We start from the raw sequence: 24,098 nt of genomic DNA, 5'->3' as shown, positions 1-24,098 counted from the left end.
GGTGCCAAAATTCAGAAAATTAAACACTAGTTTAATATCTCGATTAAATAAAGTTTTTTCAACTTTTTATTTCTGGTTTTAGGATTCAGAAATTTCAGGGAAAGTTTAGTGATTTTAAAATGCGTTTCCTGATGGAGAATCTTATACGGTTGTGTAATATTTTGTAAATCATTTTCGTATACCAGAACTCTATCCCCTTTTTTCAACAGAGAAACCTCTTTTCTAGGTGTGTTTTGTTGGGTATAAAAATCAAAAGACCAAATTTCATAATCTTTCGGCATGAATAGATTTTGGGTTGAAAGTTGATTTTTTTCAAAATATTGAGCCATTTTTAAACCACCTTGATATTGCGTCAAAACAGGATAAAACTGCGAATTGAGAAAAATATTAATGGTTATAGCAAAAAGCAATGAGACCAAAACCCATCTTCTCACCATATTTTCTTTTTTGAAAATGTAAAGCAGTAAAGTTCCCACAAAAAACAAGCCTAACACAAATAAAACCACTTCATGAATTCCTGTAAAATAATACGTGAGCAGTAAAACGCCAACTAAACTTACCGAAATCACCACCAACTGTATCACCCAAAAAACTCGGGCTTTTTTCCATTGATTTTTTTCGAAAATTTCAAAAATATAAGAAGCGGTAAAAACAGAAAGAATGGGAATTAATCCGTTTAAATAATGAGGCAACTTAAATTTAGAAAAACTAAATACCAACATCACCAACCAGAATCCGCCTAAAGTTAAAAACTCTACACCTTCTACTTTTTGAAATCTTAGTTTAATCAAATTTTTAGTTCTTTCGAAAACACCCGTGTAAAATGCGATTGAAAAAGGTAAAAATGCCCAAAGTAATGTGTGAAAAAAGAAAGAATAATCAGGACTATTCTGCTCAAAACCTTTAGCTTGTAAACGATTTACACTTTGATTAAAGAGAATAAATTCTACACCTTCGTTTCCAAATTGATGATAATATGCGTACAAAATCGGCAAAATTCCTACTCCGAAACTGAGCGCGGCAAAAATGATTTTCACATTAAAAAACCTCAACCATTCTCTAGAATACAGCAAATAAGAGAATACCGAAAATCCTATAATCACTATTGCCATCAAACCTTTTGAAGAAAAAGCCAATGCTGTAAACAATCCTGCTAAAACTACATTAAGAATTTTTTGTGTTTTGATAAAAGCTAAAAATTGCCAAATAGAAAGTGCAATAAAACCCGTTAAAACAGCATCTGTTCTTACATCATGTGCAGAAAGAATAATGGTTTGTGACGCTAAAAATATCAATGAAGCAGTATAACTTAGATTTTCGTTTTTATACAATAAATCAGCAATCTTTTTTACAGAAAAAGCAGCTAAAAACAAGCATAAAATAGCTGGAATTCTATAAGCAATGTGACTAATGCCAAAAATTTTCATCGATAAAGCTGCGAGCCAAAAATGCAAGTGCGGTTTGTCTAAATAAGGATTATCACCTTTATAAATTTCTAGAAAATTGCCAGTATTGGCCATTCTCATCGCCATTGTAGCATGTTGAGCAGAATCATTTTCCATCAATGGAATAAATAGCCCAACTAAGTACACCAAAATAAAGCCTACAAAAAGAAAAAAGATTTGATTTCTAGAAAGTAATTGATTTGGATTCATTATAAAAATCAGTTTTTTAGTATTTTTGCAAAAATTTGCTTTGCAAAGGTAACAAATCAAGCGCTACAATGGATAAAAATAAATTATACTCTCTCGTTATTCCTATGTATAACGAAGAAGGAAATGCAGGAATTTTAATCGACAGAATTTCTGATGCTATGAATGGATATCACTATGAACTCATCTTAATAGACGACAATTCTTCGGATAAAACCATACAAGAAATCAAAGAAAAAAAACATCCAAATGTAGTTTTGATTGAACTTAAAAAAAATTACGGACAAAGTTCTGCAATGATGGCTGGTTTCGATTATGCAACTGGTGATTATGTAATTACACTTGATGGTGATTTGCAAAACGATCCTACAGATATTCCTGCAATGGTAGAGCTTTTAGAAAATGGAAATTTCGATTTGGTGGTAGGAAAACGTCAAAAAAGAAAAGATTCTTCCATCAGAACCATTCCTTCAAAAATTGCGAATTTCATCATCAAAAAATCTACAAAACTCAATATTTCTGACCAAGGTTGTGCGCTGAAAGTTTTCACCAATGAAACAGCAAAAGAACTCAATCTCTACGGAGAAAATCACAGATTTATTAGTTTAATGGCACATTTAAATGGTGCTAAAATCACAGAAATTCCCGTAAAACACCACCCAAGACAACACGGTGTTTCTAAATACGGAATGAACAGAACTTTCAAGGTCATTAATGACTTGCTTTTGGTCTTGTTCAATAAAAAATACCTTTCTAAACCCATTTATCTTTTCGGGAACATTGGTTTAATTACCTTTACACTAGGAGTTTTGGTTAATATTTATTTATTGGCGCTCAAAATTTTAGGAAATGATATTGGCGGAAGACCTTTATTAATCCTTGGCGTGTTACTTATTTTCATTGGCATTCAGTTTTTCACCACAGGAATTATTGTAGATATGTTGATGAAAACTTACTACGAATCTCAAGAAAAAAGACCTTTTAACATCAGAAATATCACAACATTTGGAGAAAGTCAATCTTAAAAAACTACTCATCAACTTTGCTAAAATTTTCATTAGCATTGCTTTGTTGTATTTCGTTTTTCAGAAAATTCCTTTTCGGGAAGTAACCGTTTTATGGGCAAAAACGAATGTTTTTTATCTCGTGATGGCTGCTATTCTTTTCTTGGCTTCCCAAATTATTTCTACCAAAAGACTTGAACTCTATTTTGAAGCCAATGATTTCCATTTGAGCTTCAGAAGCAACTTGGAACTCTATTTTTTGGGAATGTTCTATAATTTTTTCATTCCAGGTGGAATTGGTGGAGACGCTTACAAAGTCTATCTTTTGAATAAAAATTTTGGTTGGAGTGCAAAAAAAATTACCTCATCACTTTTTAATGACCGATTAAGCGGACTTTTGGCGATTTGCGTATTGATTTTGGGATTTTCCTTCAATTTACTGGAAGCCAAATTCTTCCCCATCTTATTTGTTCTTTTAGTGGTAGGATTTTTCTTTACTTATTTTTTGACTAAAAAGCTTTTTTCTACTTATAACAAAGTTTTTTTTAAAGCTTTTTCCTATTCATTTTTAGTCCAAATTTTACAAGTCATCAGTTTTATATTTTTATTAAAAAGTTTAGATGTAACTGACAATTTCACCATTTACGCAGTAGTATTTTTGGCAAGTTCAGTGCTCAGTTTAATTTCTTTTGCAGGAATTGGGGTGAGAGAAATGCTCTTTTTACAAGCGTCTAAATGGTTCAGTTTCCATCCAGAAATTTCAGTTTCTGCGTCTTTACTTTTTACAATGATTACAGCATTTTTTTCACTTTTTGGAGTGATATTTCAAATAAGAAAGTTAAATTTGAAACTTACTGAAACGCCATGAATTTTATAAAAAATAATCTTGCCAACGCTTTCACTCTCGGGAATTTATTTTCGGGAAGCATCGGTGTTATCAATTTAGTAGACGGAAATTACAAAGTTGCCGCAATTTGCATCATTATTTCTTTGGTTTTAGACTTTTTAGACGGATTTGTTGCGAGAGCGCTCAAAGCCAATTCTAATCTCGGCGCACAGTTAGATTCTCTAGCAGACATGGTAAGTTTCGGACTTTTGCCTGGTGTAACGATGTTTAAAGCACTAGAAGGTTTCGGTAATCAATTTATGGATTTCGAACTGCCATTTCAGTTAAAATATTTAGGGCTTTTCGTGGCTTTATTTTCATGTCTCAGATTGGCTATTTTTAATTTAGATGAAGAGCAAAGCTATTATTTCAAAGGACTCAACACACCGAGTAATACGGTTTTACTTTTCGGAATGTATTACGCTTTTCAAGAAACGGGAATGTTCTGGCGAACGTTTGAAAATCCTGTATTTTTAGTAGGACTCATCGCAGCAAGCTGTTGGTTACTTGTCAGTCCCATTAAAATGATTGCGCTTAAATTTAAATCGATGAAACTGAAAGATAATTACCCAAAACTCATCTTACTTTTGGGCGGAATTCTACTGATTTCTATTTTAGGATTGGCTGGAATCCCGATGGTTATCGTTTTTTATATAATCGTTTCTCTAATTTTTCAAAAACAAATGTAGGGACAAGTCGCGACTAGTCCCTACTTAAATAAATTTTATGAATCTAAAACTCCATAAACCGCTCTGTATATTTGATTTAGAAACTACCGGAATCAACATTTCTAAAGACAGAATTGTAGAAATCTGCATTTTAAAAGTTTTCCCTGATGCTTCTAGAGAAAGCAAAACTTGGTATGTAAATCCAGAAATGCCTATTCCTGCAGAAGCTACTGCAGTTCACGGAATTTCTGATGAAGATGTAAAAGATTCTCCTACATTTAAAGAATTAGCTCCGAAAATTATCGATATGATTAAGGATTCTGATTTAGGAGGTTTTAATTCTAATAGATTTGATATTCCACTTTTGGCAGAGGAATTATTGAGAGCTGGTTATGATTTTGATTTGTCTAAACACAAACCTGTAGATGCTCAAACTATATTCCACAAAATGGAACCTAGAAATCTAAGTGCAGCATACCAATTTTACTGCGGAAAATCTCTAGAAAATGCCCATTCTGCGGAAGCAGATACTTTGGCAACTTTCGAAGTGTTGGATGCTCAAATCGAAAAATATGCAGATTTACCAAATGATATTGCTGCTCTGAGCGAATTTTCATTCCATAATAAATTTGCAGATTTGGCAGGATTTATCGCTTTTGATGATAAAGATGAAGAAATTTTCACTTTTGGAAAATACAAAGGTCAAAAAGTGAAAGATGTCTTCACAAAAGATGTAGGATATTTCGGTTGGATTCAGAATGCTGATTTCCCACTTTATACCAAGAAGGTTTTGACAAAAATTCAGTTGAGAAGTAAGTTTTAAGATTTTTCACAAAATTTTTCACGCGATGGCGCAAAGATTTACGCAGAGAACGCAGAGTTTTGTAATTTTAGAGAAATAGCTAAACGTTTTTAAAAATTTTAACGACGCAAAAACATCCATCACCCAACATCTAACATCTAACAAAATGAAAATCATTTGCATAGGAAGAAATTACGCAGAACACGCGAAAGAATTAGGAAACGAAATTCCAGAAAATCCAGTTATTTTCATGAAACCTGACACTGCTGTATTGAAAAAAGGCAGTGATTTTTACATTCCAGAATTTTCTAATGATGTGCACTACGAATTAGAAGTGGTACTCAAAATTTCTAAAGGCGGAAAATATATCCAAAAAGAAAATGCACCTAAACATTATGACGAAATTGCGCTCGGAATAGATTTTACCGCTAGAGATTTACAGTCTCAACTCAAAGGAAAAGGTCTTCCTTGGGAACTGGCAAAAGGTTTTGACGGAAGCGCTGTAGTTTCTGATTTTTTCCCAAAAGAGAATTTTGATTTAAAAAATTTGAATTTTCAACTTCAAAAAAATAAAGAGACTGTACAAGATGGCAATACCAATCTCATGATGTTTTCGCCAGATGATATTATTGCTTTTGTTTCTCAATATTTCACTTTAAGAGTGGGAGATTTAATTTTTACAGGAACGCCAAAAGGTGTGGGAAAGGTATCAGAGAACGATGAGCTAGAAATGTTTCTAGAAGGCGAAAAAGTTTATAGCCTGCGCATACAATAAATCATTTCTAAAAACTTTTATTTCCCGTTTAAAAATTGTAAATTAGTACTGTTATTAAAACACACGCAATGAAAAATATTATTTTACCTATCGATTTTTCTGACACTACAGATACTCTTGTAGAAGGCGCTGTAGATTTTGCAAAAGAAATAGCCGGAAAAATTTATTTAATACACGTAGCTCCTGCAGATATAGGTTTTGCTATAGGAGATATGGGATTTCAATATTTCCCAGAGATAGAAAAATCTGAAATTTCTGAAGAACTCGCCGAGTTGAATGAAATTGAAAAAAGAATAAAAGCAAAAGGTGTAGCTTGTGAACATTTGCTTAAACAAGGCATCGCTGCTGAAATTATCTTAGAATACGCTAAAGATAAAAAAGCCAACTACATCGTCATGGGAAGCCATGGAAGAAGCGGAATTTACGATGTTTTCGTAGGAAGTCTTACCAAAGATATCACGAAAAAATCTCCTATTCCTGTTTTAGTAGTTCCTTGTCACAATTAATTTTAACAAATAGAATAAAAAAAATCCCGAAATTTTACAATTTCGGGATTTTATATTGTTAAGAAATCTGATTAATCTTCTTTAGTGTGTAATTCTGGATTGTAGTATGGGAATTTACCTTCTGTAGGTGAATAATATTCTTTATCTTTATTATTCCCTAATGTGGTTACTAAAACATAACACCAATAGCAAAATAAAGTACTAGCTACAATAAATAGAATCCAGTTCAATACGTTTCCTGCGAAATCATAGAATCCGAAAGACCATATGAACAAATCACTTAAGAATAACCAAAAAGACGTCATTTTTTTCTTATTTTAAATTAACTTTGCACAAAATTAATAAAAATGTTCAGATTACTATCAAAAGAAAGCAATATTTTTTCGATTCCTGTCTATATATTTTTTTTATTTCTTTTGATAATATCATTTAATATATTGGATTTCAAAACATTAGGTGTTTTTTCTAGCATCATTACGTTTTGTGGATTTGCGTTAGGATATTTTCTTTTTAATGCTATCGGTCTGAATTACAATACTCATCTTCCTCTTTTTCTGTATACTTTTTTTGTATTTGCATTATATCCGGGAAGTTTAGACATAGGAATTGCGATGTCACTCTTTACCAATTCTTTTGTAATGGTTTTATTGACCAGCAATCAAGATGAAGTAAGGAAAAATTCATACCTGATCATTGGAGCAATTTTGGCGGTGAATTTCTTGTTTTTGCCTACAACTTGGCCTATGTTTATTTTCGTTTTGATTCACCTTATTTCTACTTCAGATCATATTTCGCTGAATATTTTCAGATTATTTTTTGGAAATGCATTGGTTTTTGGAACTTATTTTGGCGTGATGTATCTTATTGGTTATCATGATTTTGACGAAAGTTACATTCCCTATGTAGAAAACTCACTTATGCAAGATTACTATCCATTATACTTTCTTTTACCCGTTGCTTTATATGTGTTGTATGCTGTAATGGACCATTTTGCCAATTTTAATAAAAAAAGTCCTTCGAGTAAATTTAAGTATACGTTTATGCTCTTGTTTTTCTTAGCACAATTGGTGACTGTATTTCTTTACATGGGTAAAAACTATGAATATTTACTTTTATTGGTTTTACCGAATGTGATTATTCTTTCTAGAGCCTTGAGATTTTTGAAAAAATATTGGATGAAAGAATTCGGGTTATGGATAATTATTCTCACTTTATTACTTTTTAAACTTAGCACTTATGTAAACATAGGTGAATTGATATAGATATGATTCAAATAGATGATAAATTAATTTCTGAAGATATTTTTTCTGAAGAATTTGTATGTAACCTCAGCAAATGCAAGGGAATCTGCTGTGTAGAAGGAGATGCGGGAGCTCCGCTTGACAAAAATGAGACTGAAATTTTGGAAAGAATTTATCCAAAAATTAAAAGTTATCTTAGACCAGAAGGAATTGTTGCCATCGAAGAGCAAGGAACACATGTTACGGATATTGATGGAGATTTGGTAACGCCACTCGTAAATGGTGGAGAATGCGCTTATGTAATTTTTGATGAAAAAGGCATCACCAAATGTGGAATCGAAAAAGCTTACGAAGATGGTGTAGTAGATTGGCAAAAACCCATTTCTTGTCATCTATATCCGATTAGAGTAACAGAATACAGAAATTTCTCTGCAATCAATTATCATGAATGGGACGTTTGTAGCGATGCTTGTACCTTAGGTAAAGAATTGCAAGTTCCTGTTTATAAATTTCTGAAAACGCCACTGATTAGAAAGTACGGCGAAGATTTTTACAAAACTCTTTGCGAAGCAGCAGAAGAATGGGAACGCGAATTTAATTCGTAGGAAAATAAATTTTTATTTTAAAGTATTTTTAAAATAAAATCCGTCTCGAAAATCGAGACGGATTTTTAGTTCTAAGAAATTAATTTTTATTTGAAGTCTTCTGCTGACACTTCTTTATTGACGATAACTTGATTATTGGTCATTTCCATGTTTTGTCCCATCATGGCTAATTTCAAGTTTTTAGGAAACTTAATTCCGTCTACTTCCATGTAATCTAGAATAACCATATCTCCTTTGTCAGAAGTGCTTTTCACCAATAAATTAGTTTTGGTATCAAAATATAATTTTTTACCAGCACCAGCTAAAAGGTATAATTCTTTACCTTCTTCCGTTACTTTTTCTACTGTTTTGAAGTCTGCTGCATTATAAGAAAGCACTTCGAATAGTCTTTTTTTCTTTGCTTCTTCAATTGCAGGAGCTGGTAAATCCATTCTCTGACCAGATTGCATCATGTAACCTTTTTCGCCGTCAAAAACTTGAACCATCTCTTGTCCCATAATTTTTTGAACCGCTTTAGATTTATTCGGTGCCATTTCTAAAGTAGTCGCTTCCATTTCCATGCCCATTACTTTAATCGTAGAAAGTGTTTTCACGGTTTTTACTGCTTCTAATTTAGATTTCCCACCCAAAGCTGCGGCGTAATTATCAATCACTTGTTGAGCCGTTACATTCGCAGAAACTGCTGCTTTTGGAGCATCCGTTTTCGGAGTTTCTACTTCTGGCATTAAAGTAAATACCATTCTGTTTTTCTCGGTTAAATACTTTTTACCAACTGCCTGTAAATCTTTTACTGTAAGTGCTTTTACTTTAGTCAAATAATTAAGAACGCTGTATTTATCGCCACCTTGAGTTTGGTAGCTCGTGATGTTTTGTAGCCAATAATTATTGTCTTTCATATTGGTTACATCATCATTTGCTTCTCCTTCTTTAAATTTATCTAAATCTTTTTGATCTGGCCCGTTGTCAATCATTTTTTGAAGTTCGGTCAAAGCGATTTTGGTTAATTTTTCTGCATTTTCTGGTCCACAAGGGAAATTAATGCTGAAATTGTAGCTTCCATAAGGAACTTTGTTTAAACTTCCTCTTGCTCCACCTCCGTAAATTCCGCCTTCGTCTTCACGAAGTTTTTCGATGATTTTAATCGTTGCAACTTCACCTAAAGCTCTCATGGCAAGATCTTCTTGCTCATTATATTTGGTTTCGCCACTGAATCTAATCATCACCATACTTTTAGGATCTTTTCCTTTTTTAATCACTTTTTCTGTAGCGCTGAAAAGAGGTCTGTATCCTAAATCTTTATACGTTTCTGATTTTTGGGTAGAAGGTAAACTTGCTAAATATTGTTCAGAAAGTTGTTTGATTTGGTTTTCGTCTACATTTCCTACAAAATAGAAATGGAAGTTTCCTGCATTAGCAACTGATTTTTTGTAAATATCGTACGCTAATTTATAGCTGGTTTTTTCCCAAGCTTTAGCATCTGGTAAAATTCCGAAGAATCTAGGATTTTTTTGGTTCAAATATTTCTGAACTTCGCTTTGGAAATATGTTTGAGGATTTGCCAAAAGGTTGTCTAAAAATCCTTGTTGTTTCGCTTTATAAGAATTGTAGCTTGCTTCGTCATAATTTAGGTTGGTAAAATAACCATAAATCATTTGGAAAAGCGTTTCGAAATCTTTTTTGGTAGAATTTCCGTTGAATCCTGTAGAAATTCCTCCTACATAAGGCATTACAGAAACTTGTTTCCCAGAAAGGAATTTGGTAATATCATTTTTAGAATATTTATTGAATCCAGATTCTGAAAGCGCTGGAAAAGCCCATTGTGTTTTTTCGATGTCTTCATTAGAAATTAAAGAACTTCCACCTAAACTAATCGCTGAGAAAACAATTTCGTCTTCTTTGAAATCTGTTTTTTTGTAAGTTACTTTTGCACCATTGCTTAATGTAAAAGTAGTGGTTCCCAACTTAGCATCTGCTTCGGTTTTTACAATTTTACCATTGGATTTAAAAGGCTCTACCAAAGTTTTAATGGCAGCTTTGTCTTCGTAAGGTTTTAATTGTGCATTTTTCACATCATCTACAGTTGCCAATAACTGAGCATCTGTAGGAAGTACTGCATTTTCTTTATTAGGACCAGTTACCACAATCACTCTGTTATCATCTTTGATGTAATTTTTCAGAATATTATTCACTTGGTCTAAAGTCACACTTGGCAAATATTTTTTGTGCAATTCATATTCCCATTCAATTCCAGGAATTGGCTCTTGGTTAAGGAAATTTCTTACATATTCCATTACCAATCTTGCACTTTCTGTTTTATCTCTATTGTTATAAGATTTTTCTAAGTTAGAAAGGGTTTCAGATTTTGCTCTGTCTAATTCATTTTGAGAAAAACCAAATCTTTTTGCTCTTTCTACTTCTTCTAACAGCACTTTAAGCGCATTTTTTTGTTCGCCTTCTTTGGTCATCGCATATGCTTGAAAAGCATCTTTGGTTCTCAAGAAATTGCTATGAGAAACATATCCGAAAATAAATGGTGGCTTCTCTGAATTGGTTAATTCTTGCAAACGGTTATTCACAATGGTAGCAGCCAATTGCTCTACAATGCTTTTTTGATAATCATTTACGGTAACATCTGCTTTTGCAGGACCATCATCTTTGATATAAAATTGTGCCGAAGACGAAGTTGCATCTGCATCTGTAGCGATAGAAATAAGTGTTTCTTTATGATTTGGCATCTCATAATCTACTCTTTTTCTAGCATTTGCAGGATTTTGATATTTACTGAAATTGGCTTTAATTTTTTGCTCCATTTCATCTACATTAATATCTCCTACTACCACCAAAGCCATTAAATCTGGTCTGTACCAATCTTTGTGAAATCTTCTCAACGCATCTGGTTTGAAATTTTGTAGAATTTCTTTTTTACCAATTGGTAATCGGTCTGCATATCTAGAATTATACGCTAATTTAGGAAGATATTGGTCTAGCATTCTTTTGTCTGCTCCTAATCCTAAACGCAATTCTTCTAAAACTACGCCTCTTTCTTTTTCTATTTCTTTATCGGTAAGTAATGCGTTAAAAGCCCAATCTTCCATTACTTTAAGCCCTGAATCTAGGTTTCCTGGCTTGTCAAGAGGAACAGGTAACATATAAACCGTTTCATCAAAACTGGTATACGCATTAAGGTGTTGCCCGAATTTAATCCCGATAGATTGTAGAAAATCTACCAATTTATTCTCTGGAAAATTCTTAGTTCCGTTGAAATTCATGTGCTCCATGAAGTGAGCAAGACCTCTCTGGTCATCGTCTTCATTGATAGAACCCGCATTAATCGCTAAACGGAATTCTACTTTTTTTTCTGGTTTTACGTTTTTCTTGATGTAATACTTCATCCCGTTAGAAAGTGTGCCCGTTCTGACGCTAGGATCAAGAGGAATGTTCTGAGCAAATGCATTGGCAATCAAAAAGAAAGACAACACAAAAGAAAGAAATTGTTTTCTCATGGTTTTAATTTTGATTAATAATAATTTAATACGATAAAAATAAAAAGAAAAAACTTATCTAGAAAAGAAAAATCAGTTAAATCTGTGTTAAAAAAATTAATAAATATCATTTAAATAATTTTTAATCTTGTATCCTTAAGCAAATAAATATCAGTAGAAATATTTTTCAAATCCTCTAAATGATGACTAATGATAAAAATTATAGTTGTATCCTTTAATTTATCAATCAGTTTGTAAATAAAATCTCTGTTCTCTTTATCTAGAGAAGAAGTAGGTTCATCTAAAATTAAAAATTGAGGGCTATGATATAAAGCTCTCATCCACCCAAGCAATTGTTTTTGCCCGCCTGAAAGATTTACACCTTCTTCACCTACAATAGTTAAAATATTTTGAGGAAGAGAGTTAATGAATTTCTCAAAACCTAAGTTAATAACACTTTGAAGTTTTTGTTCATCCAAATGCTCATCTAAGATAATATTTTCTAAAACTGTTCCATTAAATAATTGAATATTCTGTGGTACAACTGAAATGTGTTTTCTCCAATTAGAAATAGATATTTCATTTAAATTAATACTTGTATTGATTGTTATCTCTCCTTTTTCTTGAATATAATTCTTCTGTAAAATTTCCGCAAAAGTAGTTTTACCACTTCCACTTTCACCGAGGAGGCAAGTAATTTTACCTTTTTCTAGTTTCAATGAAACATCATTTAGTAGTTTACTTCTTCCGTTAAATCTAAAATCTAGATTCTTAACTTCTATTCTTGCAATATCTGAAACCTCTAAACCTTCTGTTTTTTCTTTCGGGATTGAAGAGTATTCAAACATTCTATCAAAAGCTACTTTAGCTTCCTGAATAGGAATACTTACTAATGCCAGATTAGTAATGGAAGAAAGTAAAGAACTTGCAATACCAATAATTGCCATTAATTCTCCTACTTTTATTTCATTATTTAGCACATTATATGAAGAAAAGCCAAGAATGGCAATGAGAAAAACAACTAAAGCCAAACCAGAGTAAAGTGCAATTTTAAGATTCAGCCTCCCTAATTCAAATATTTTGGTTTGAAAATTTCCAAAGATTAAAATATTTCTTTTTAAGAATAAATCTTGTTTGCCAAAACCTTTTATTACATCTATTCCCCTTATGCTGTCAATATAGTTTGCTTCATTAATACTATAAGATTGCATTACATTTTTTTGAGATTCAATAATTTGTTTATTAAATCTAAAAATAATGTAAAAAACAACAGGTGAAACTACCAAACATACTATTGCTAATTTCCAGGAATAATAAAATAAAAAACCAATAGAAATGAATACCCCTAAAATATCTACCGCAGTATTGGTAATTAAATGCTTTATTACAGCTTGTATTCTTTGGGTATCATTAAGTCTTGCCACAAAGTCACCAATTTTTCTGGTGTCAAAAAACATTTTGGGTAGATGCAATAAAGAATAAAAGAAATTTTTGTTAATCCTTTGGTTAAATTCCTTGCTTTGTTTTATAATGTAAAACTCTCTTAAAGCCTGTATAATTACTCTAGCAAATAAAAGAAAACTTAAAAAGCCAATACTTAATAATAGCACATTCAGTTTCTTTTTGGGTAAAATATCATCTATTAATTTTTGCGAGAAAATAGACATAGACATCCCCAATAAAGTAAATACTACGCCTAAAACTATAATGGTATAAATAGACTCTTGGTCTTCTTTTACTAAATTAATCAACCATTGTTTTTTCTCTGAATTGGTTTTTTCTTTTTTCTCGAAATGTTCGTTTGGTTTTAAAGTAAGACAGGTTTTAGAAACCCAAACTTTTTCTAATTCTTCTTTGCTCCAATATTCTAAACCTTTGGCAGGATCTCCAATAAGAAATTTAGAATCTCCATGATGATTATAAGAATAGCAGATGACATAATGTTCGTATTTTTGACCTATTATAACATGTAAAATTACAGGTTCTCTGTGCTCTATTAGGGCGTTTACATCTGCCTCGCAGCCGTCAGCATCAAAACCAATAGCTTTAGCACATTGGTATAAACCTAAAAGGGTAGTTCCTGTTTTGCTGGTTCCGCTTTTTTCTCTTAACGCTTCTAATGAAATATATCCGCCATAATATCTAACTAAAGATTGCAGACAACCAACTCCACAATCTGTTAAATCTTTTTGAAGAGAAAAAGTTTTTTTGATTAATTTATTTACCTTCATTAAAATCTTTTAAAACTTTCTCTATTTTTATAGCACCTGTACTGCGGTGTACCAATTTATTGTCTTTATTATATCCAAGAAAATAAGGAATCCCCGTCATTGCAAATTTTGTGTAAACTTCTGCTTTAGGGTCTGTACACCATTTGATATTCTCCGCATTTTGTAGATTGTATTTTGTTGCAAAGATTTTAATTTCTTTAATACTTTGACTACTAAACATAATCCATTGCATATCTAGATGTTGATTATTAATAGTAGAAAGTTCTTGCATCTCTGCCTGACAAAAATGGCATTCTGAATTGAAATATACCAAAAGCTTATCGCCTTCTTGTAAATCTTCATTGGTAATTTTAACCCCATTAATATCTTTTACAGAAAAAGTAGGAATACTTTGCAGTGCTTCTACTTTTGCCTTTTTGCTTTGATAATTGGTAAAAAGGTAAATCATTACTCCTATTAATACTATAGGAATGGTAATAGCTAATATTTTTAAAGTTTTGTTTTTCATAATCTATACGGTTATACATACAATTTGTCATGCTGAAAGCATCTCTATTATATTGTTTAGGTTCTTTCAGAATGACAAACTATGTGATAATTTTTTAGAATTTAATAAGACACACTTAGGATTAAAAAACACACCACACCTACCCAAAACAGTAATCCTATACCATAAGTAAGTGCAACATAGCCAAAAGATCTAAGATAAGAAATCTTGTTATCTGCCAATTGCCAAATACCCCAAGCTAAAACACCCCAATACATCAGCTCAAAAACATTTACCAATTGCAATGGATAAGCCAACCATTTTTCCGTAGATATGGCTTCTTTATAGTTAATAAGCGAAAGTGGATAATACGTTTGTAGGGTCTCTAGGGTGTAATCTGTATCTATAAGGTAGAAATTAAAAAACTTATAAAACCCTGCTATAATAAATACAAACTCTGCAATTAAAACTACCGTAAGTATATCTCTAAACTTTACATTTTCTAGCTTCTCACTAATAATCTTTACAAAATTTAGACAGAACGCTACCAGCAACACCTTTATGCCAATTAGCACCGGCGTTACTGCATAAGAAACCCACCACCATTTTTTCTGGCTCTCCATATAGTTTTGTACTACTGAACTTGGGTAGTCTTTTGCTAGGAAATCAAAGATTTTAGTTTCAGTATGGATAAAATGGGTATCTAAAAAAATAAGTAAGCTATATATTAGGATAATCAAGAGAAATATTAGAAAATTTCTCATTTCAAAATATTGTAATGATGAAATATCAAATAAGATAATATAAAAGTAAAGAAAGCTGAAACTACAAGTATCTTAATTTTCTTTTTCTTCTCATTTTCTTTTTCTTTACTACCTATATTTTCGCTCAAGATTTCATTATTAATATTTTTTTTATTAGAATCTATAAGTTCAGAAGTTATTATAAAAACAAAACTAAAGGCCAATAAAAATATATTATATTTTGGTTGATATTCCATTAAAAAACAAAAAACATATGAAACCAAAAACACTAATCCTATATTTTTTAGAACTTTTTTTAACATAATTTAATATTTATTAAAAGAAAACTTGTTTTTGTAATAGCAATGATACACACAAAAACAAGTTACTAATTGAAATAGATTTACCAGTTATTAACTATTGAGCTTAATCCAGCTCCAGCGGCCGCACCAAGACAAAAACCATCAGCAACCCACACTGCTGGCCCTGCTGCCCAAGACCAATAAGCATTAGCCGCAACTACTGTACAAGCACCACCAATCCATGCAACAATGTTTGCACCACCATTCACCTTACTCATTTCATTAAAATTAATTTTTTTCATAACTTTTAAATTGATAATTGTTAAACTTACATTAATGCTCCGCAACCAGCTGCTAATATATTACAAGTAATAGCTGCTCCTAAACCACCAGTTCCATATAATGCAGCAGCTCCTGCAAATATAGCCCCTGCACAAAGCGCACCATCTAGCCAGGATTTACCTTCTCCTTCTCCCTGCAAATTTTCCATTTGCGAAATTTCTAATTTTTTCATTTTTTTTGAAATTTAAAGTTAATAATTTTTTTGATTTTCTTTTTGTTTTTGCAAAAACGTGAGACAAATTTGTGTAGAAAAATCTATACCACCTATTCCTTTTGGAATAAAATAAAAAATAATACAATCCATTTTTGATTAATGAATTATCAACCTCCCCCCCCCCATTTTTTATGAACAATTCACCTAATGATTAATTACGCCTTAATATGCTAAAAAAATAATGCAGTTTTATTTTTTATTTTTCATCATATCCAATTATTCTAATTTGGAATAATCGTATTTTCCTAAGTATATTATACTATTTTTCAGTCCCTATTTATTAAATTTGTTTTCATCAAAACTAATATATACCGTGGAAAACTTAGACATAGGATTCAAAATTAAAAAATTAAGAGAAGAAAAAAATCTATCGCAAGAGCAGTTAGCCAATCTCTTAGACATTTCCCAAAGTAAACTCTCTAAAATAGAAAACGGGAGACTCAAAAAAATAGAAATGAAATTGGTTCTAAAATTCTGTAAAAATATAGACATAAACCTTGATGATTTTTTTGAGAATACAGACGCTGTAGAAATAGAACACTAATTGGCAATAAACATCTATACGCTGCTATCGTACACACAAAAACAAATAAAACTAAAACCATTTTATGAAAAACACCTTACAAAATCTCCGCCTAAAAGAGGTTTACACCTTCCCAACTTAGGAAATCTTCAACCAAAATCATAACCATACTTCCTGATTTGGGATTTCTACAATCTGTTTTATTTTGCTCCGTCCCAAATTGGGATGAGTAAAACCCAAAGTGAATCTTAGTATCCCAACTTGGGAAAACGAAAATCCATTAAAAATAACCCATCTTAAATATTAAAATCTAAAAACCATTATTATGGAAAAACTAAAATTAACCTCACTTTACACTCAAGGATTGCACCATGCAGAGTTTGGGCAATTTATCATTCGTCTTTATGAAGATTTTGATAAAACCAGTTTAGACATCGCTTTTGATGCAGATTTCAAAACAATGTTTGATGCACTACAATCTAAAATCACTACTTATAATAAGGCATTAGAACAAATACGTGCCAGTGAAGAATCTAAAAAAATAGCTGAAGCAGACCGTAATAGAGATGCTGACATACAAGCCCTGAAAGACAGCATAAAACCTTATAGAAATGCAAAAAATGAAACCGAGAAAAATGCTTACACTGCTATTAAAATAGTTCTAGACCAATACAAAGGGGTAGAAAACAATGCGTATGAAGAAGAAACCATTAAAATAAACACTCTAGTTACTAAATTACAATCTACAGACTATACTGCTCATATCACTGCTTTAGGAATTAGTAAATTTATAACACAATTATCTACTTCTAATACCGCTTTTAATGATTTATTTGCGCATCGCTCTTATCAAACTTCGCAAAAAGAAACTTATGATGTAAAAACACTAAGAAAAATAATGACTGCTGATTACAATACTCTAGCAAACTATATTGTGGCATTAGCAAATGTAAAAACTGACCCTTTTTATAAAGAAGTATTAACTGTGATTAATAATAGTAGGAAATATTTTTCAGATGTATTAGCCCGTAGAACTAGTACCATTATAGAAACTCCATCTAAATAAAATGATAAAATAAAAAATCCGTCTCGAAATTCGAGACGGATTTATATTTCTAAGAAATTTCTAGAAAATTATTTTTGTAATTCTGCTAAAAATTCTTCGTGTGTAATTTTAGTTTCTTTTTTGCTTGCTTTTTCTAGGATTACATCTTTTAGTTTACCCATAGCAACTTCTTGAGAAATTTGTCTTACTTGCTCTTCTTGTTTTAGCATTTCTACCGCATATTTCTGTACTTCTTCTTGTGGAAGATTGTGGATTCCGTACATTGCTAATTGGTTATTTACTAAAACTTCAGCTTGAGCTAAAACATCTGTATAATCTACTTTTACGTCATAATCTTGGAATAATTTTCCTTCGATGATTTGATTTTTGATGATAGATTTTTCTGCTTCTAGAATTTCTTTAGCTTGTTCTTCAGAAGTGATGTTTGGGTTAGAGAATAGTAACCATTTCACTAAGAATGCTTCTGGTAGCTGAACTTCAGTTTTTTCAGAAACGTTTTCTAATACTTTATTCACAAAGTGAATATCTGCATTTTGTTGGAAATATTCGTCTAATTCAGTTTTTACTCTTGCTTTTAATTCTTCTTCAGAATTAATGTTTCCTTCACCATACACTTTATCAAATAATTCTTGATCTAGTGGTGCTAAGTTTAATTTATAGATTTCTGTAACAGTAGCTTCTAAATCTTCGTGATGAATGTGACCTAGTTCATGCTCGTTGTAATTTAAATCTTTAGCCAAAGTTTCGTTTTCCGTTAACTGAGTTTTAGTTAACTTCACTACATCACCTACTTTGTGAGATTTTACCAAACCGAAAGCTTCTTTTTGCTCAGCAGAAACAACTACATTTTTCGGTGGATGATTGTGCTCTCCTTCTGCATCAGCTTCTACTACTTGTGCGATAGAAAGTGCTACATAAGAATCTTTAGTCGCTTTATCTTGAGCATCTTTGTCTGCAAATCTTTTTTGCATGTTTTCGATGCTTTGGTTGATTTCTTTATCAGTAGCTTCTACTTTGTAGTGAGGAGCTTCGTAAGAAGATAAATCAATAGTAAAATCTGGCTCAAAACCAACTTCGAAACCTACAGAAACTTCTTCTGCATTGTAATCTAGTTCGTTCATAGGAACTGGAACTGGCTGACCAACTAATCTTAAATTGTTTTCGTTTACATAGTTGTTTAACGCTTCAGAAATTTGTTTGTTAATTTCTTCAAAAGCAATACCTGCTTCAAATTGTTTTCTCACCATGCTCAATGGAACTTTTCCTTTTCTAAAACCAGGAACAGTAGCATTTTTAGCATAATTGATCAGTTGTTTTTCAACTTTATCTTTGTAATCAGATTTATTTAAAGTTACTGTAAGCAAAGCACTTACTTCGTCATGATTGGTTCTTGTAACATTCATCTTGTTAAAAATTTTGAGTTGCAAAAATAGTGTTTTTTTATGAAAACAGAAAGCATTTTTTATAGGTAAATTTTCCTTATAAAAAGTCCATTCGCTTTACCGAGAATTTTATCATCTCAAGTAAGTAATTTTCTTAGATTTTTAGAAATTCATCATCAATTTCAGACTGAAATTTCTGCCCATATTGTAAACACCTATTCTGCCTGTTGCAGGGTTTTCTGGAGCATATTTTAATCTGCTCAAATGGTTCTGATACGCTACATCTGTTAAGTTTTCTCCACTAATGAAAACATTGAAAAAATCTTTTTTACCAAATGCTTTAATGTCTGCACCAATTCCTACACTCAAAAGTGTGTAAGCAGGAGTAGTTGTCTCGGTATCAAAAGCGCTGTAAATATTATTTTGTTTGAAATAATGGTCTACTGAAAATTTAGCATAAAAATCAGAAAAAGTATTATTCACCTTCTCGAAATTGGTTTTAATTTCTCCACGATATTTTGGCGCTGGAATAAATGGCAAGAATTTTTCATTTTCTGGACGATTATTCTGCGTAGCTCTTACATAAGAAAATGAATTTTCTACATGCAACCAATCAAATGGATGCGGGTGAAAATCTAAGAAAATCTCTCCACCGAAAAGCTGAGCGTTTCCTTGAGTAAATCTAAATGCAGGAACTGGATCATTTGGGTCAATAATTACATCATTTCCGTTTGCATCTTGCATTTTTTCGGTATAGATATAATTAGAAATGAAGTTGACAAACGGTGTAAATTCAAAACTAATGTGGTCTGAATTTAAGAAATATGCCGCATCAATTTGGTGACTGATTTCCGATTTCAGGTTGATGTCACCAATTTCGTATCTGAAAGTTCCTTCGTGAATTCCGTTAGAAGAAAGTTCTGCAATATTCGGCGCTCTGAAACCTCTAGAAAGATTTAATTTAATGGTAGATTGCTTGTCTAATTGATAAGACAAACCTAAACTTCCAGAAATTCCGCTGTAATTTTTATTGAATTGAGCAAATTTCACATCGGCATCTTCCAGCATTTCTTGAGCATCTACATTTCTATTGTCAAATCTCAATCCTCCCGCTAAAGTCAGATTTTTGTTAAAAGTTTTTTGTGTGAAAACAAACGCTCCTGCATCGAAAAATTGATAATCAGGAATAAGCGCTTCTTCTCCTTTATTGGTGTTCGATTGTTGCATCCCACCAATTCCGAAAGAAGTTTCCCAATTATTGGTTTCTTTCACGTTATATCTTACGTTATAATTGAAAGTATTCAAATCAAAGAACAATTCTTTTTCATCAGGGTTAGTTGCGTCTGCAAATTCTTTTCTTTTATTATTTTGAAAAGCAAAATCAGCATTGATGGTTCCGTTATTCAATAAGAAATAATTATTTGAAGTTAATCTCAAGTGATTGATTTCTTGATGCGGAAATCCTACTTTATAGCCTTTGTAATCTTCGTCAGTTGCGGTAACATCGTCACCATCGCCATTGATGAACGTGAATTTCCCATCAGCATCTCTTTCTCCTTCTACAATATTCAAAGTAGTGTTATAAGAACTTACGTTGAAATAAGAATGTCCCCAGTTTTTATTGATTCCTAACATTAAGTTGCCATCAAATTCTTTAAAACCAGAGTTCAAGACTTTTCCATCATATTTATTTTCATAATTTCCAGCCAATTTATTGGTCAATCTACCTTCCCAAACGAAACCGTTTTTGTTTCCTTTATTCGAAAAAGAAGTCGCAATTAAGTTGTTATTCGTTTGATAATTGGTAATCAATTGATTTTCGATTTTACCATTTGCAGCTACTTTTGGAGAAATAAAATTCAGTACGCCCGCAATTCCGTCTGAACCGTACATTAAACTTCCTGGCCCTTTTACAATTTCTACTTTCCCCACCGAAAATTCATCGATTTCTATTCCGTGTTCTCCACCCCATTGTTGACCTTCTTGCTTAATTCCATCTACCAATGTAATCACTCTATTGTAACCTAAACCTCTAATTACAGGTTTAGAAATCGCCGCCCCAGAAGTAATTTGATTAACTCCCGGAATATTTTTCAATCCATCAATTAAATTAGTGGAAGCGTTTTGGTTGATGATATTTTTATCTACAGATTTAATGACTACTGGAATCTTTTTCAGTTCCGAAGCTCTGGTAACTGCAGTTACCACCACCTCATCTATTTCTTTTGCAGATTTTTGAAGAGTAAAATCAGAAACCGCATCTTGATTGACTTCTATGGAAACCAATAACGAAGTATAGTTGTCACCTGTAATTTCTACGAAATATTTTCCAGATTTTAAGTTTTGGAAAGTGTAATTACCATTTTGGTCTGAAACGGTACTTTTTTTAAGGTCTACCAGATAAACAGAAGCATTTTTTACAGGCTCTTTAGTATCAAAATCAGTGATTTTTCCACTTAATTTATATTGCGCCATTACCAACTGTGTTGCAAGAAACATTGCAACAAAAAAATATATTTTTTTGATTAACATTTAGATTAATTTTTGTTAAAATTGAAATAATAAAGAAATTTGCGAACTTCTAAAAATAGCATCGCAAGTCGTAAAAAATCTAAATGAAAACTGGTGGCGCCCGTAATGAGAAGAATACTACTTTTTCTGTAGGTACAGTAAAGTGATATTGGAAATTTTTAAGCGTAAATTTTTTAGAAATAATGAACAGAAAATTTGCATCGGCATCTAAAATTCCTACCCCAGCATTAAAAAAGTGTGAAGAGAAACAATCATCTACTCCACCAAAATTTACAATTTTTTCAGAAACTGGTATCTTGCTAAAAGACAGTAAATCTTCTTTGAAATTATTGGTGTGAGTATGGAAAAACCCCGAAAACACTACAGCAAACAGATATACACTTGCAAAAAGTGATGCCAGAAACCTTCTGTTTGAATGTAATTTTTTGTTCATTCCTGCAAAAATAGCAATATTTTATTAATAGCCAAAAAATCAAATATGACCAAAAACATGGTATCCCGTTTTGTATTATTTTGTAAATTTGCATGTCAAATTAAAACACTATGGGTAACGCAAGTTTGAAAAAAATCGCGGTGCTTACTTCGGGTGGAGACGCACCGGGAATGAATGCAGCAATTAGAGCAGTGGTAAGAACTGCTAACTACCATAAAATAGAATGTGTAGGAGTAAGAGGAGGCTATAGTGGTCTTATAGAAGGTAATTTTACCAAAATGGGACCTCGTTCTGTAAGCAATATCATTAATTTAGGAGGAACTATCCTTCGTTCGGCTCGTTCTAAAGAATTCAGAACCGAGGAAGGTAGACAAAAAGCTTTCGAGCAATGCCAAAAAAATGGTATTGACGCTTTAGTATGTATTGGTGGAGACGGAACATTTACAGGAGCTAAAATTTTCGCAGAAGAATTTGGCGTAAAAGTAATTGGTGTTCCAGGAACGATTGATAATGATATCTTCGGTACAGACTTTACCATCGGTTATGATACTGCACTGAATACTGCAATGGAAGCCATTGACAAAATTAGAGATACTGCTACCTCTCATAATAGAGTGTTTTTCATCGAAGTAATGGGAAGAGATGCTGGTTTTATCGCTTTGAATAGTGGTATTGCTTCTGGAGCATTAGACATTCTTATTCCTGAGAAAAAAGACAGTTTAGAAGATTTGTTCGAAACTTTCGAAAAAGCACAAAAAAGAGGAAAAACGTCTAGTATTGTTATTGTAGCTGAAGGTGAGAGATTAGCTTCTACTTATGAATTAGCCGAACAAACTAAACAAAGATTCCCTGATTATGATATTAGAGTTTCTATTCTAGGACACATCCAAAGAGGTGGAGCACCAAGTTGTGCAGACAGAGTTTTGGCAAGTAGAATGGGATATGGAGCTGTGGTAGGCCTTATGAAAGGATTAACGAATGTAATGGCAGGAATTAGATCAAACGATTTAGTTTTTACGCCAATAGAAGATGCGATTAAAAAGCATAATGAAATCAATCAAGATTTACTCCAGATTGCAGAAATCTTGGCAATGTAAATTAATTTAAACAACTAAAAACAAAAAATATGTCAACAATTAAAGTAGGAATCAACGGATTCGGTAGAATTGGAAGTCTAGTTTTCAATGCAATGTTAGAAAGAGATAACATTGAAATCGTAGGGATTAATGACCTTATCAACGCAGAATACATGGCTTACATGATGAAGTATGATTCTGTTCACGGCAAATTTAATGGAGAAGTAAGAGTAGAAGGAAATAACTTAGTAGTAAACGGAAAAACAATCAGAATCACTTCTGAAAGAGACCCTAATAATTTAAAATGGAACGAAGTAGGTGCAGATTACATCGTAGAATCTACAGGACTTTTCTTAGATAAAGGTACAGCTTCTGCTCACATTAATGCAGGTGCTAAAAAAGTAGTTCTTTCTGCTCCATCTAAAGATGACACTCCAATGTTTGTAATGGGAGTAAACCACAAAGAATTACCTGCTGATTTACAAATTTTCTCTAACGCTTCTTGTACTACCAACTGTCTTGCTCCTTTAGCAAAAGTAGTTCACGAAAACTTCGGAATCGTAGAAGGTCTTATGACAACTGTACACGCTACTACAGCTACTCAAAGAACTGTAGATGGTCCATCTATGAAAGACTGGAGAGGTGGTAGAAGTGCATTATTAAACATTATCCCTTCTTCTACTGGTGCTGCTAAAGCGGTAGGTAAAGTAATTCCTTCATTAAACGGAAAATTAACAGGTATGTCTTTCAGAGTACCAACTGCTGACGTTTCTGTAGTAGATTTAACGGTAAGATTAGAAAAAGCAACTTCTTACGAAGAAATTTGCGCTGCTATGAAAGCTGCTTCTGAAGGCGAATTAAAAGGAATCTTAGGTTACACTGAAGATTTAGTAGTTTCTCAAGATTTCGTAGGAGATAAGAGAACTTCTATCTTTGACAAAGATGCTGGTATCATGTTATCACCAAACTTCGTAAAATTAGTTTCTTGGTATGATAACGAAACTGGTTACTCTAACAAGTTAACAGATTTATTATTACACTCTGCTTCTTTATAATCAGAAAGAAATAATTGACTAGTCCTAAAAAACCGATACAGATTATAGGACAAAAATAAATAATTAAACCAAAGTAAAAACGTTTTTGCTT

At 32.2% G+C, this 24,098-nt stretch carries 24 protein-coding genes; 12 read left to right on the top strand and 12 right to left on the bottom strand.

Annotated features, from left to right (window positions below; all coding sequences use genetic code 11):
* Window positions 1–26 precede the first annotated feature (26 nt).
* A complete protein-coding gene (locus QO190_RS10720) occupies window positions 27–1,655 on the bottom strand; it encodes an ArnT family glycosyltransferase (protein ID WP_371463137.1) in 1,629 nt (542 codons plus the stop codon).
* A gap of 68 nt (window positions 1,656–1,723) precedes the next feature.
* Here QO190_RS10720 and QO190_RS10715 point away from each other — a divergent pair, with 68 nt between their 5' ends.
* From QO190_RS10715 to QO190_RS10690, 6 genes are all read left to right on the top strand, one after another.
* On the top strand, window positions 1,724–2,677 hold the full coding sequence (locus QO190_RS10715; protein WP_371463139.1) for a glycosyltransferase family 2 protein: 954 nt from the start codon (window positions 1,724–1,726) through the stop codon (window positions 2,675–2,677).
* Window positions 2,658–3,524, top strand: a complete 867-nt coding sequence (locus QO190_RS10710) for a lysylphosphatidylglycerol synthase transmembrane domain-containing protein (protein WP_371463141.1) — start codon at window positions 2,658–2,660, stop codon at window positions 3,522–3,524. Before QO190_RS10715 ends, QO190_RS10710 begins: the two co-directional genes overlap by 20 nt.
* The gene (locus QO190_RS10705; protein ID WP_371463143.1) at window positions 3,521–4,231 is read left to right on the top strand and encodes a phosphatidylcholine/phosphatidylserine synthase; all 711 of its coding nucleotides are present in this window, start codon (window positions 3,521–3,523) and stop codon (window positions 4,229–4,231) included. The genes QO190_RS10710 and QO190_RS10705 overlap by 4 nt, the downstream gene beginning before the upstream one ends.
* Before the next feature lie 37 nt (window positions 4,232–4,268).
* Window positions 4,269–5,033 carry an exonuclease domain-containing protein gene (locus QO190_RS10700; protein ID WP_371463145.1) on the top strand — a complete coding sequence of 255 codons (765 nt, stop codon included), beginning with the start codon at window positions 4,269–4,271 and terminating at the stop codon, window positions 5,031–5,033.
* A 145-nt stretch (window positions 5,034–5,178) separates the two neighbouring features.
* Complete coding sequence (locus QO190_RS10695) at window positions 5,179–5,787, top strand: fumarylacetoacetate hydrolase family protein (RefSeq protein WP_371463147.1); 609 nt, start codon at window positions 5,179–5,181, stop codon at window positions 5,785–5,787.
* 68 nt (window positions 5,788–5,855) lie between these two features.
* Complete coding sequence (locus QO190_RS10690; RefSeq protein WP_371463149.1) at window positions 5,856–6,293, top strand: universal stress protein; 438 nt, start codon at window positions 5,856–5,858, stop codon at window positions 6,291–6,293.
* Between the two features lie 71 nt (window positions 6,294–6,364).
* On the opposite strand, the gene QO190_RS10685 is transcribed toward QO190_RS10690, so the two are convergent.
* The gene (locus tag QO190_RS10685) at window positions 6,365–6,598 is read right to left on the bottom strand and encodes a hypothetical protein (protein WP_069798596.1); all 234 of its coding nucleotides are present in this window, start codon (window positions 6,596–6,598) and stop codon (window positions 6,365–6,367) included.
* Between the two features lie 42 nt (window positions 6,599–6,640).
* Between QO190_RS10685 and QO190_RS10680 the strand changes: the two genes are divergently transcribed.
* Entirely contained in the window at window positions 6,641–7,555 is a 915-nt protein-coding gene (locus QO190_RS10680; RefSeq protein ID WP_371463151.1) for a DUF6427 family protein, read from the top strand.
* Window positions 7,556–7,557: 2 nt separating this feature from the next.
* Window positions 7,558–8,139, top strand: coding sequence for a DUF3109 family protein (locus tag QO190_RS10675; protein ID WP_371463153.1), 582 nt, complete (start codon window positions 7,558–7,560; stop codon window positions 8,137–8,139).
* Window positions 8,140–8,225: 86 nt separating this feature from the next.
* Here QO190_RS10675 and QO190_RS10670 read toward each other — a convergent pair whose 3' ends face one another.
* The 7 genes from QO190_RS10670 to QO190_RS10640 all read right to left on the bottom strand — a co-directional run bounded on the left by QO190_RS10670 (window position 8,226) and on the right by QO190_RS10640 (window position 15,874).
* Window positions 8,226–11,642 (bottom strand): M16 family metallopeptidase, encoded by a 3,417-nt coding sequence (locus tag QO190_RS10670; RefSeq protein ID WP_371463155.1) that lies wholly within the window; start codon window positions 11,640–11,642, stop codon window positions 8,226–8,228.
* A gap of 110 nt (window positions 11,643–11,752) precedes the next feature.
* Complete coding sequence (locus tag QO190_RS10665; protein WP_371463157.1) at window positions 11,753–13,852, bottom strand: peptidase domain-containing ABC transporter; 2,100 nt, start codon at window positions 13,850–13,852, stop codon at window positions 11,753–11,755.
* Window positions 13,839–14,360, bottom strand: coding sequence for a peroxiredoxin family protein (locus QO190_RS10660; protein WP_371463159.1), 522 nt, complete (start codon window positions 14,358–14,360; stop codon window positions 13,839–13,841). The genes QO190_RS10665 and QO190_RS10660 overlap by 14 nt, the downstream gene beginning before the upstream one ends.
* Before the next feature lie 101 nt (window positions 14,361–14,461).
* Window positions 14,462–14,962 carry a hypothetical protein gene (locus tag QO190_RS10655; RefSeq protein WP_371463160.1) on the bottom strand — a complete coding sequence of 167 codons (501 nt, stop codon included), beginning with the start codon at window positions 14,960–14,962 and terminating at the stop codon, window positions 14,462–14,464.
* Between the two features lie 137 nt (window positions 14,963–15,099).
* Window positions 15,100–15,405, bottom strand: coding sequence for a hypothetical protein (locus tag QO190_RS10650; protein ID WP_371463161.1), 306 nt, complete (start codon window positions 15,403–15,405; stop codon window positions 15,100–15,102).
* An 80-nt stretch (window positions 15,406–15,485) separates the two neighbouring features.
* Window positions 15,486–15,686, bottom strand: coding sequence for a hypothetical protein (locus QO190_RS10645; RefSeq protein WP_371463162.1), 201 nt, complete (start codon window positions 15,684–15,686; stop codon window positions 15,486–15,488).
* A gap of 26 nt (window positions 15,687–15,712) precedes the next feature.
* The gene (locus QO190_RS10640; RefSeq protein WP_371463164.1) at window positions 15,713–15,874 is read right to left on the bottom strand and encodes a hypothetical protein; all 162 of its coding nucleotides are present in this window, start codon (window positions 15,872–15,874) and stop codon (window positions 15,713–15,715) included.
* A 379-nt stretch (window positions 15,875–16,253) separates the two neighbouring features.
* Here QO190_RS10640 and QO190_RS10635 point away from each other — a divergent pair, with 379 nt between their 5' ends.
* Both QO190_RS10635 and QO190_RS10630 read left to right on the top strand, forming a co-directional pair.
* Window positions 16,254–16,484 carry a helix-turn-helix domain-containing protein gene (locus QO190_RS10635; protein WP_371463166.1) on the top strand — a complete coding sequence of 77 codons (231 nt, stop codon included), beginning with the start codon at window positions 16,254–16,256 and terminating at the stop codon, window positions 16,482–16,484.
* Between the two features lie 304 nt (window positions 16,485–16,788).
* The gene (locus tag QO190_RS10630) at window positions 16,789–17,529 is read left to right on the top strand and encodes a DUF6261 family protein (protein ID WP_371463168.1); all 741 of its coding nucleotides are present in this window, start codon (window positions 16,789–16,791) and stop codon (window positions 17,527–17,529) included.
* A gap of 68 nt (window positions 17,530–17,597) precedes the next feature.
* Here QO190_RS10630 and QO190_RS10625 read toward each other — a convergent pair whose 3' ends face one another.
* From QO190_RS10625 to QO190_RS10615, 3 genes are all read right to left on the bottom strand, one after another.
* Window positions 17,598–18,932 carry a trigger factor gene (locus QO190_RS10625; RefSeq protein WP_371463170.1) on the bottom strand — a complete coding sequence of 445 codons (1,335 nt, stop codon included), beginning with the start codon at window positions 18,930–18,932 and terminating at the stop codon, window positions 17,598–17,600.
* A gap of 141 nt (window positions 18,933–19,073) precedes the next feature.
* Window positions 19,074–21,443 (bottom strand): TonB-dependent receptor, encoded by a 2,370-nt coding sequence (locus QO190_RS10620; protein WP_371463172.1) that lies wholly within the window; start codon window positions 21,441–21,443, stop codon window positions 19,074–19,076.
* Window positions 21,444–21,522: 79 nt separating this feature from the next.
* Window positions 21,523–21,876: a hypothetical protein gene (locus tag QO190_RS10615; protein WP_371463174.1), complete on the bottom strand. Its 354-nt coding sequence runs from the start codon at window positions 21,874–21,876 to the stop codon at window positions 21,523–21,525.
* 110 nt (window positions 21,877–21,986) lie between these two features.
* On the opposite strand from QO190_RS10615, the gene pfkA reads away from it, so the two are divergent.
* Both pfkA and gap read left to right on the top strand, forming a co-directional pair.
* Window positions 21,987–22,973, top strand: coding sequence for a 6-phosphofructokinase (gene pfkA, locus QO190_RS10610; protein ID WP_371463176.1), 987 nt, complete (start codon window positions 21,987–21,989; stop codon window positions 22,971–22,973).
* A gap of 29 nt (window positions 22,974–23,002) precedes the next feature.
* A complete protein-coding gene (gap, locus tag QO190_RS10605) occupies window positions 23,003–24,007 on the top strand; it encodes a type I glyceraldehyde-3-phosphate dehydrogenase (protein WP_104794269.1) in 1,005 nt (334 codons plus the stop codon).
* The last annotated feature ends 91 nt before the right edge of the window (window positions 24,008–24,098 follow it).

The sequence above is a fragment of the Cloacibacterium sp. Arc13 genome, assembly GCF_041431305.1.
Taxonomy (GTDB): domain Bacteria; phylum Bacteroidota; class Bacteroidia; order Flavobacteriales; family Weeksellaceae; genus Cloacibacterium; species Cloacibacterium caeni_B.
The sequence above is the reverse complement of the archived record's forward strand: the minus strand, read 5'-3'. Positions and strand labels throughout refer to the sequence as shown.

Bases quoted from the DNA above. Each gene is read 5' to 3' on its own strand.
- QO190_RS10715 (WP_371463139.1), top strand. From the start codon at position 1,724: ATGGATAAAAATAAATTATACTCTCTCGTTATTCCTATGTATAACGAA.
- QO190_RS10720 (WP_371463137.1), bottom strand. From the start codon at position 1,655: ATGAATCCAAATCAATTACTTTCTAGAAATCAAATCTTTTTTCTTTTT.
- QO190_RS10630 (WP_371463168.1), top strand. From the start codon at position 16,789: ATGGAAAAACTAAAATTAACCTCACTTTACACTCAAGGATTGCACCAT.
- QO190_RS10625 (WP_371463170.1), bottom strand. From the start codon at position 18,932: ATGAATGTTACAAGAACCAATCATGACGAAGTAAGTGCTTTGCTTACA.
- QO190_RS10660 (WP_371463159.1), bottom strand. From the start codon at position 14,360: ATGAAAAACAAAACTTTAAAAATATTAGCTATTACCATTCCTATAGTA.
- QO190_RS10685 (WP_069798596.1), bottom strand. From the start codon at position 6,598: ATGACGTCTTTTTGGTTATTCTTAAGTGATTTGTTCATATGGTCTTTC.
- QO190_RS10645 (WP_371463162.1), bottom strand. From the start codon at position 15,686: ATGAAAAAAATTAATTTTAATGAAATGAGTAAGGTGAATGGTGGTGCA.
- QO190_RS10640 (WP_371463164.1), bottom strand. From the start codon at position 15,874: ATGGAAAATTTGCAGGGAGAAGGAGAAGGTAAATCCTGGCTAGATGGT.
- QO190_RS10705 (WP_371463143.1), top strand. From the start codon at position 3,521: ATGAATTTTATAAAAAATAATCTTGCCAACGCTTTCACTCTCGGGAAT.
- pfkA (WP_371463176.1), top strand. From the start codon at position 21,987: ATGGGTAACGCAAGTTTGAAAAAAATCGCGGTGCTTACTTCGGGTGGA.
- gap (WP_104794269.1), top strand. From the start codon at position 23,003: ATGTCAACAATTAAAGTAGGAATCAACGGATTCGGTAGAATTGGAAGT.
- QO190_RS10620 (WP_371463172.1), bottom strand. From the start codon at position 21,443: ATGTTAATCAAAAAAATATATTTTTTTGTTGCAATGTTTCTTGCAACA.
- QO190_RS10670 (WP_371463155.1), bottom strand. From the start codon at position 11,642: ATGAGAAAACAATTTCTTTCTTTTGTGTTGTCTTTCTTTTTGATTGCC.
- QO190_RS10615 (WP_371463174.1), bottom strand. From the start codon at position 21,876: ATGAACAAAAAATTACATTCAAACAGAAGGTTTCTGGCATCACTTTTT.
- QO190_RS10695 (WP_371463147.1), top strand. From the start codon at position 5,179: ATGAAAATCATTTGCATAGGAAGAAATTACGCAGAACACGCGAAAGAA.
- QO190_RS10655 (WP_371463160.1), bottom strand. From the start codon at position 14,962: ATGGAGAGCCAGAAAAAATGGTGGTGGGTTTCTTATGCAGTAACGCCG.
- QO190_RS10700 (WP_371463145.1), top strand. From the start codon at position 4,269: ATGAATCTAAAACTCCATAAACCGCTCTGTATATTTGATTTAGAAACT.
- QO190_RS10675 (WP_371463153.1), top strand. From the start codon at position 7,558: ATGATTCAAATAGATGATAAATTAATTTCTGAAGATATTTTTTCTGAA.
- QO190_RS10680 (WP_371463151.1), top strand. From the start codon at position 6,641: ATGTTCAGATTACTATCAAAAGAAAGCAATATTTTTTCGATTCCTGTC.
- QO190_RS10690 (WP_371463149.1), top strand. From the start codon at position 5,856: ATGAAAAATATTATTTTACCTATCGATTTTTCTGACACTACAGATACT.
- QO190_RS10650 (WP_371463161.1), bottom strand. From the start codon at position 15,405: ATGTTAAAAAAAGTTCTAAAAAATATAGGATTAGTGTTTTTGGTTTCA.
- QO190_RS10665 (WP_371463157.1), bottom strand. From the start codon at position 13,852: ATGAAGGTAAATAAATTAATCAAAAAAACTTTTTCTCTTCAAAAAGAT.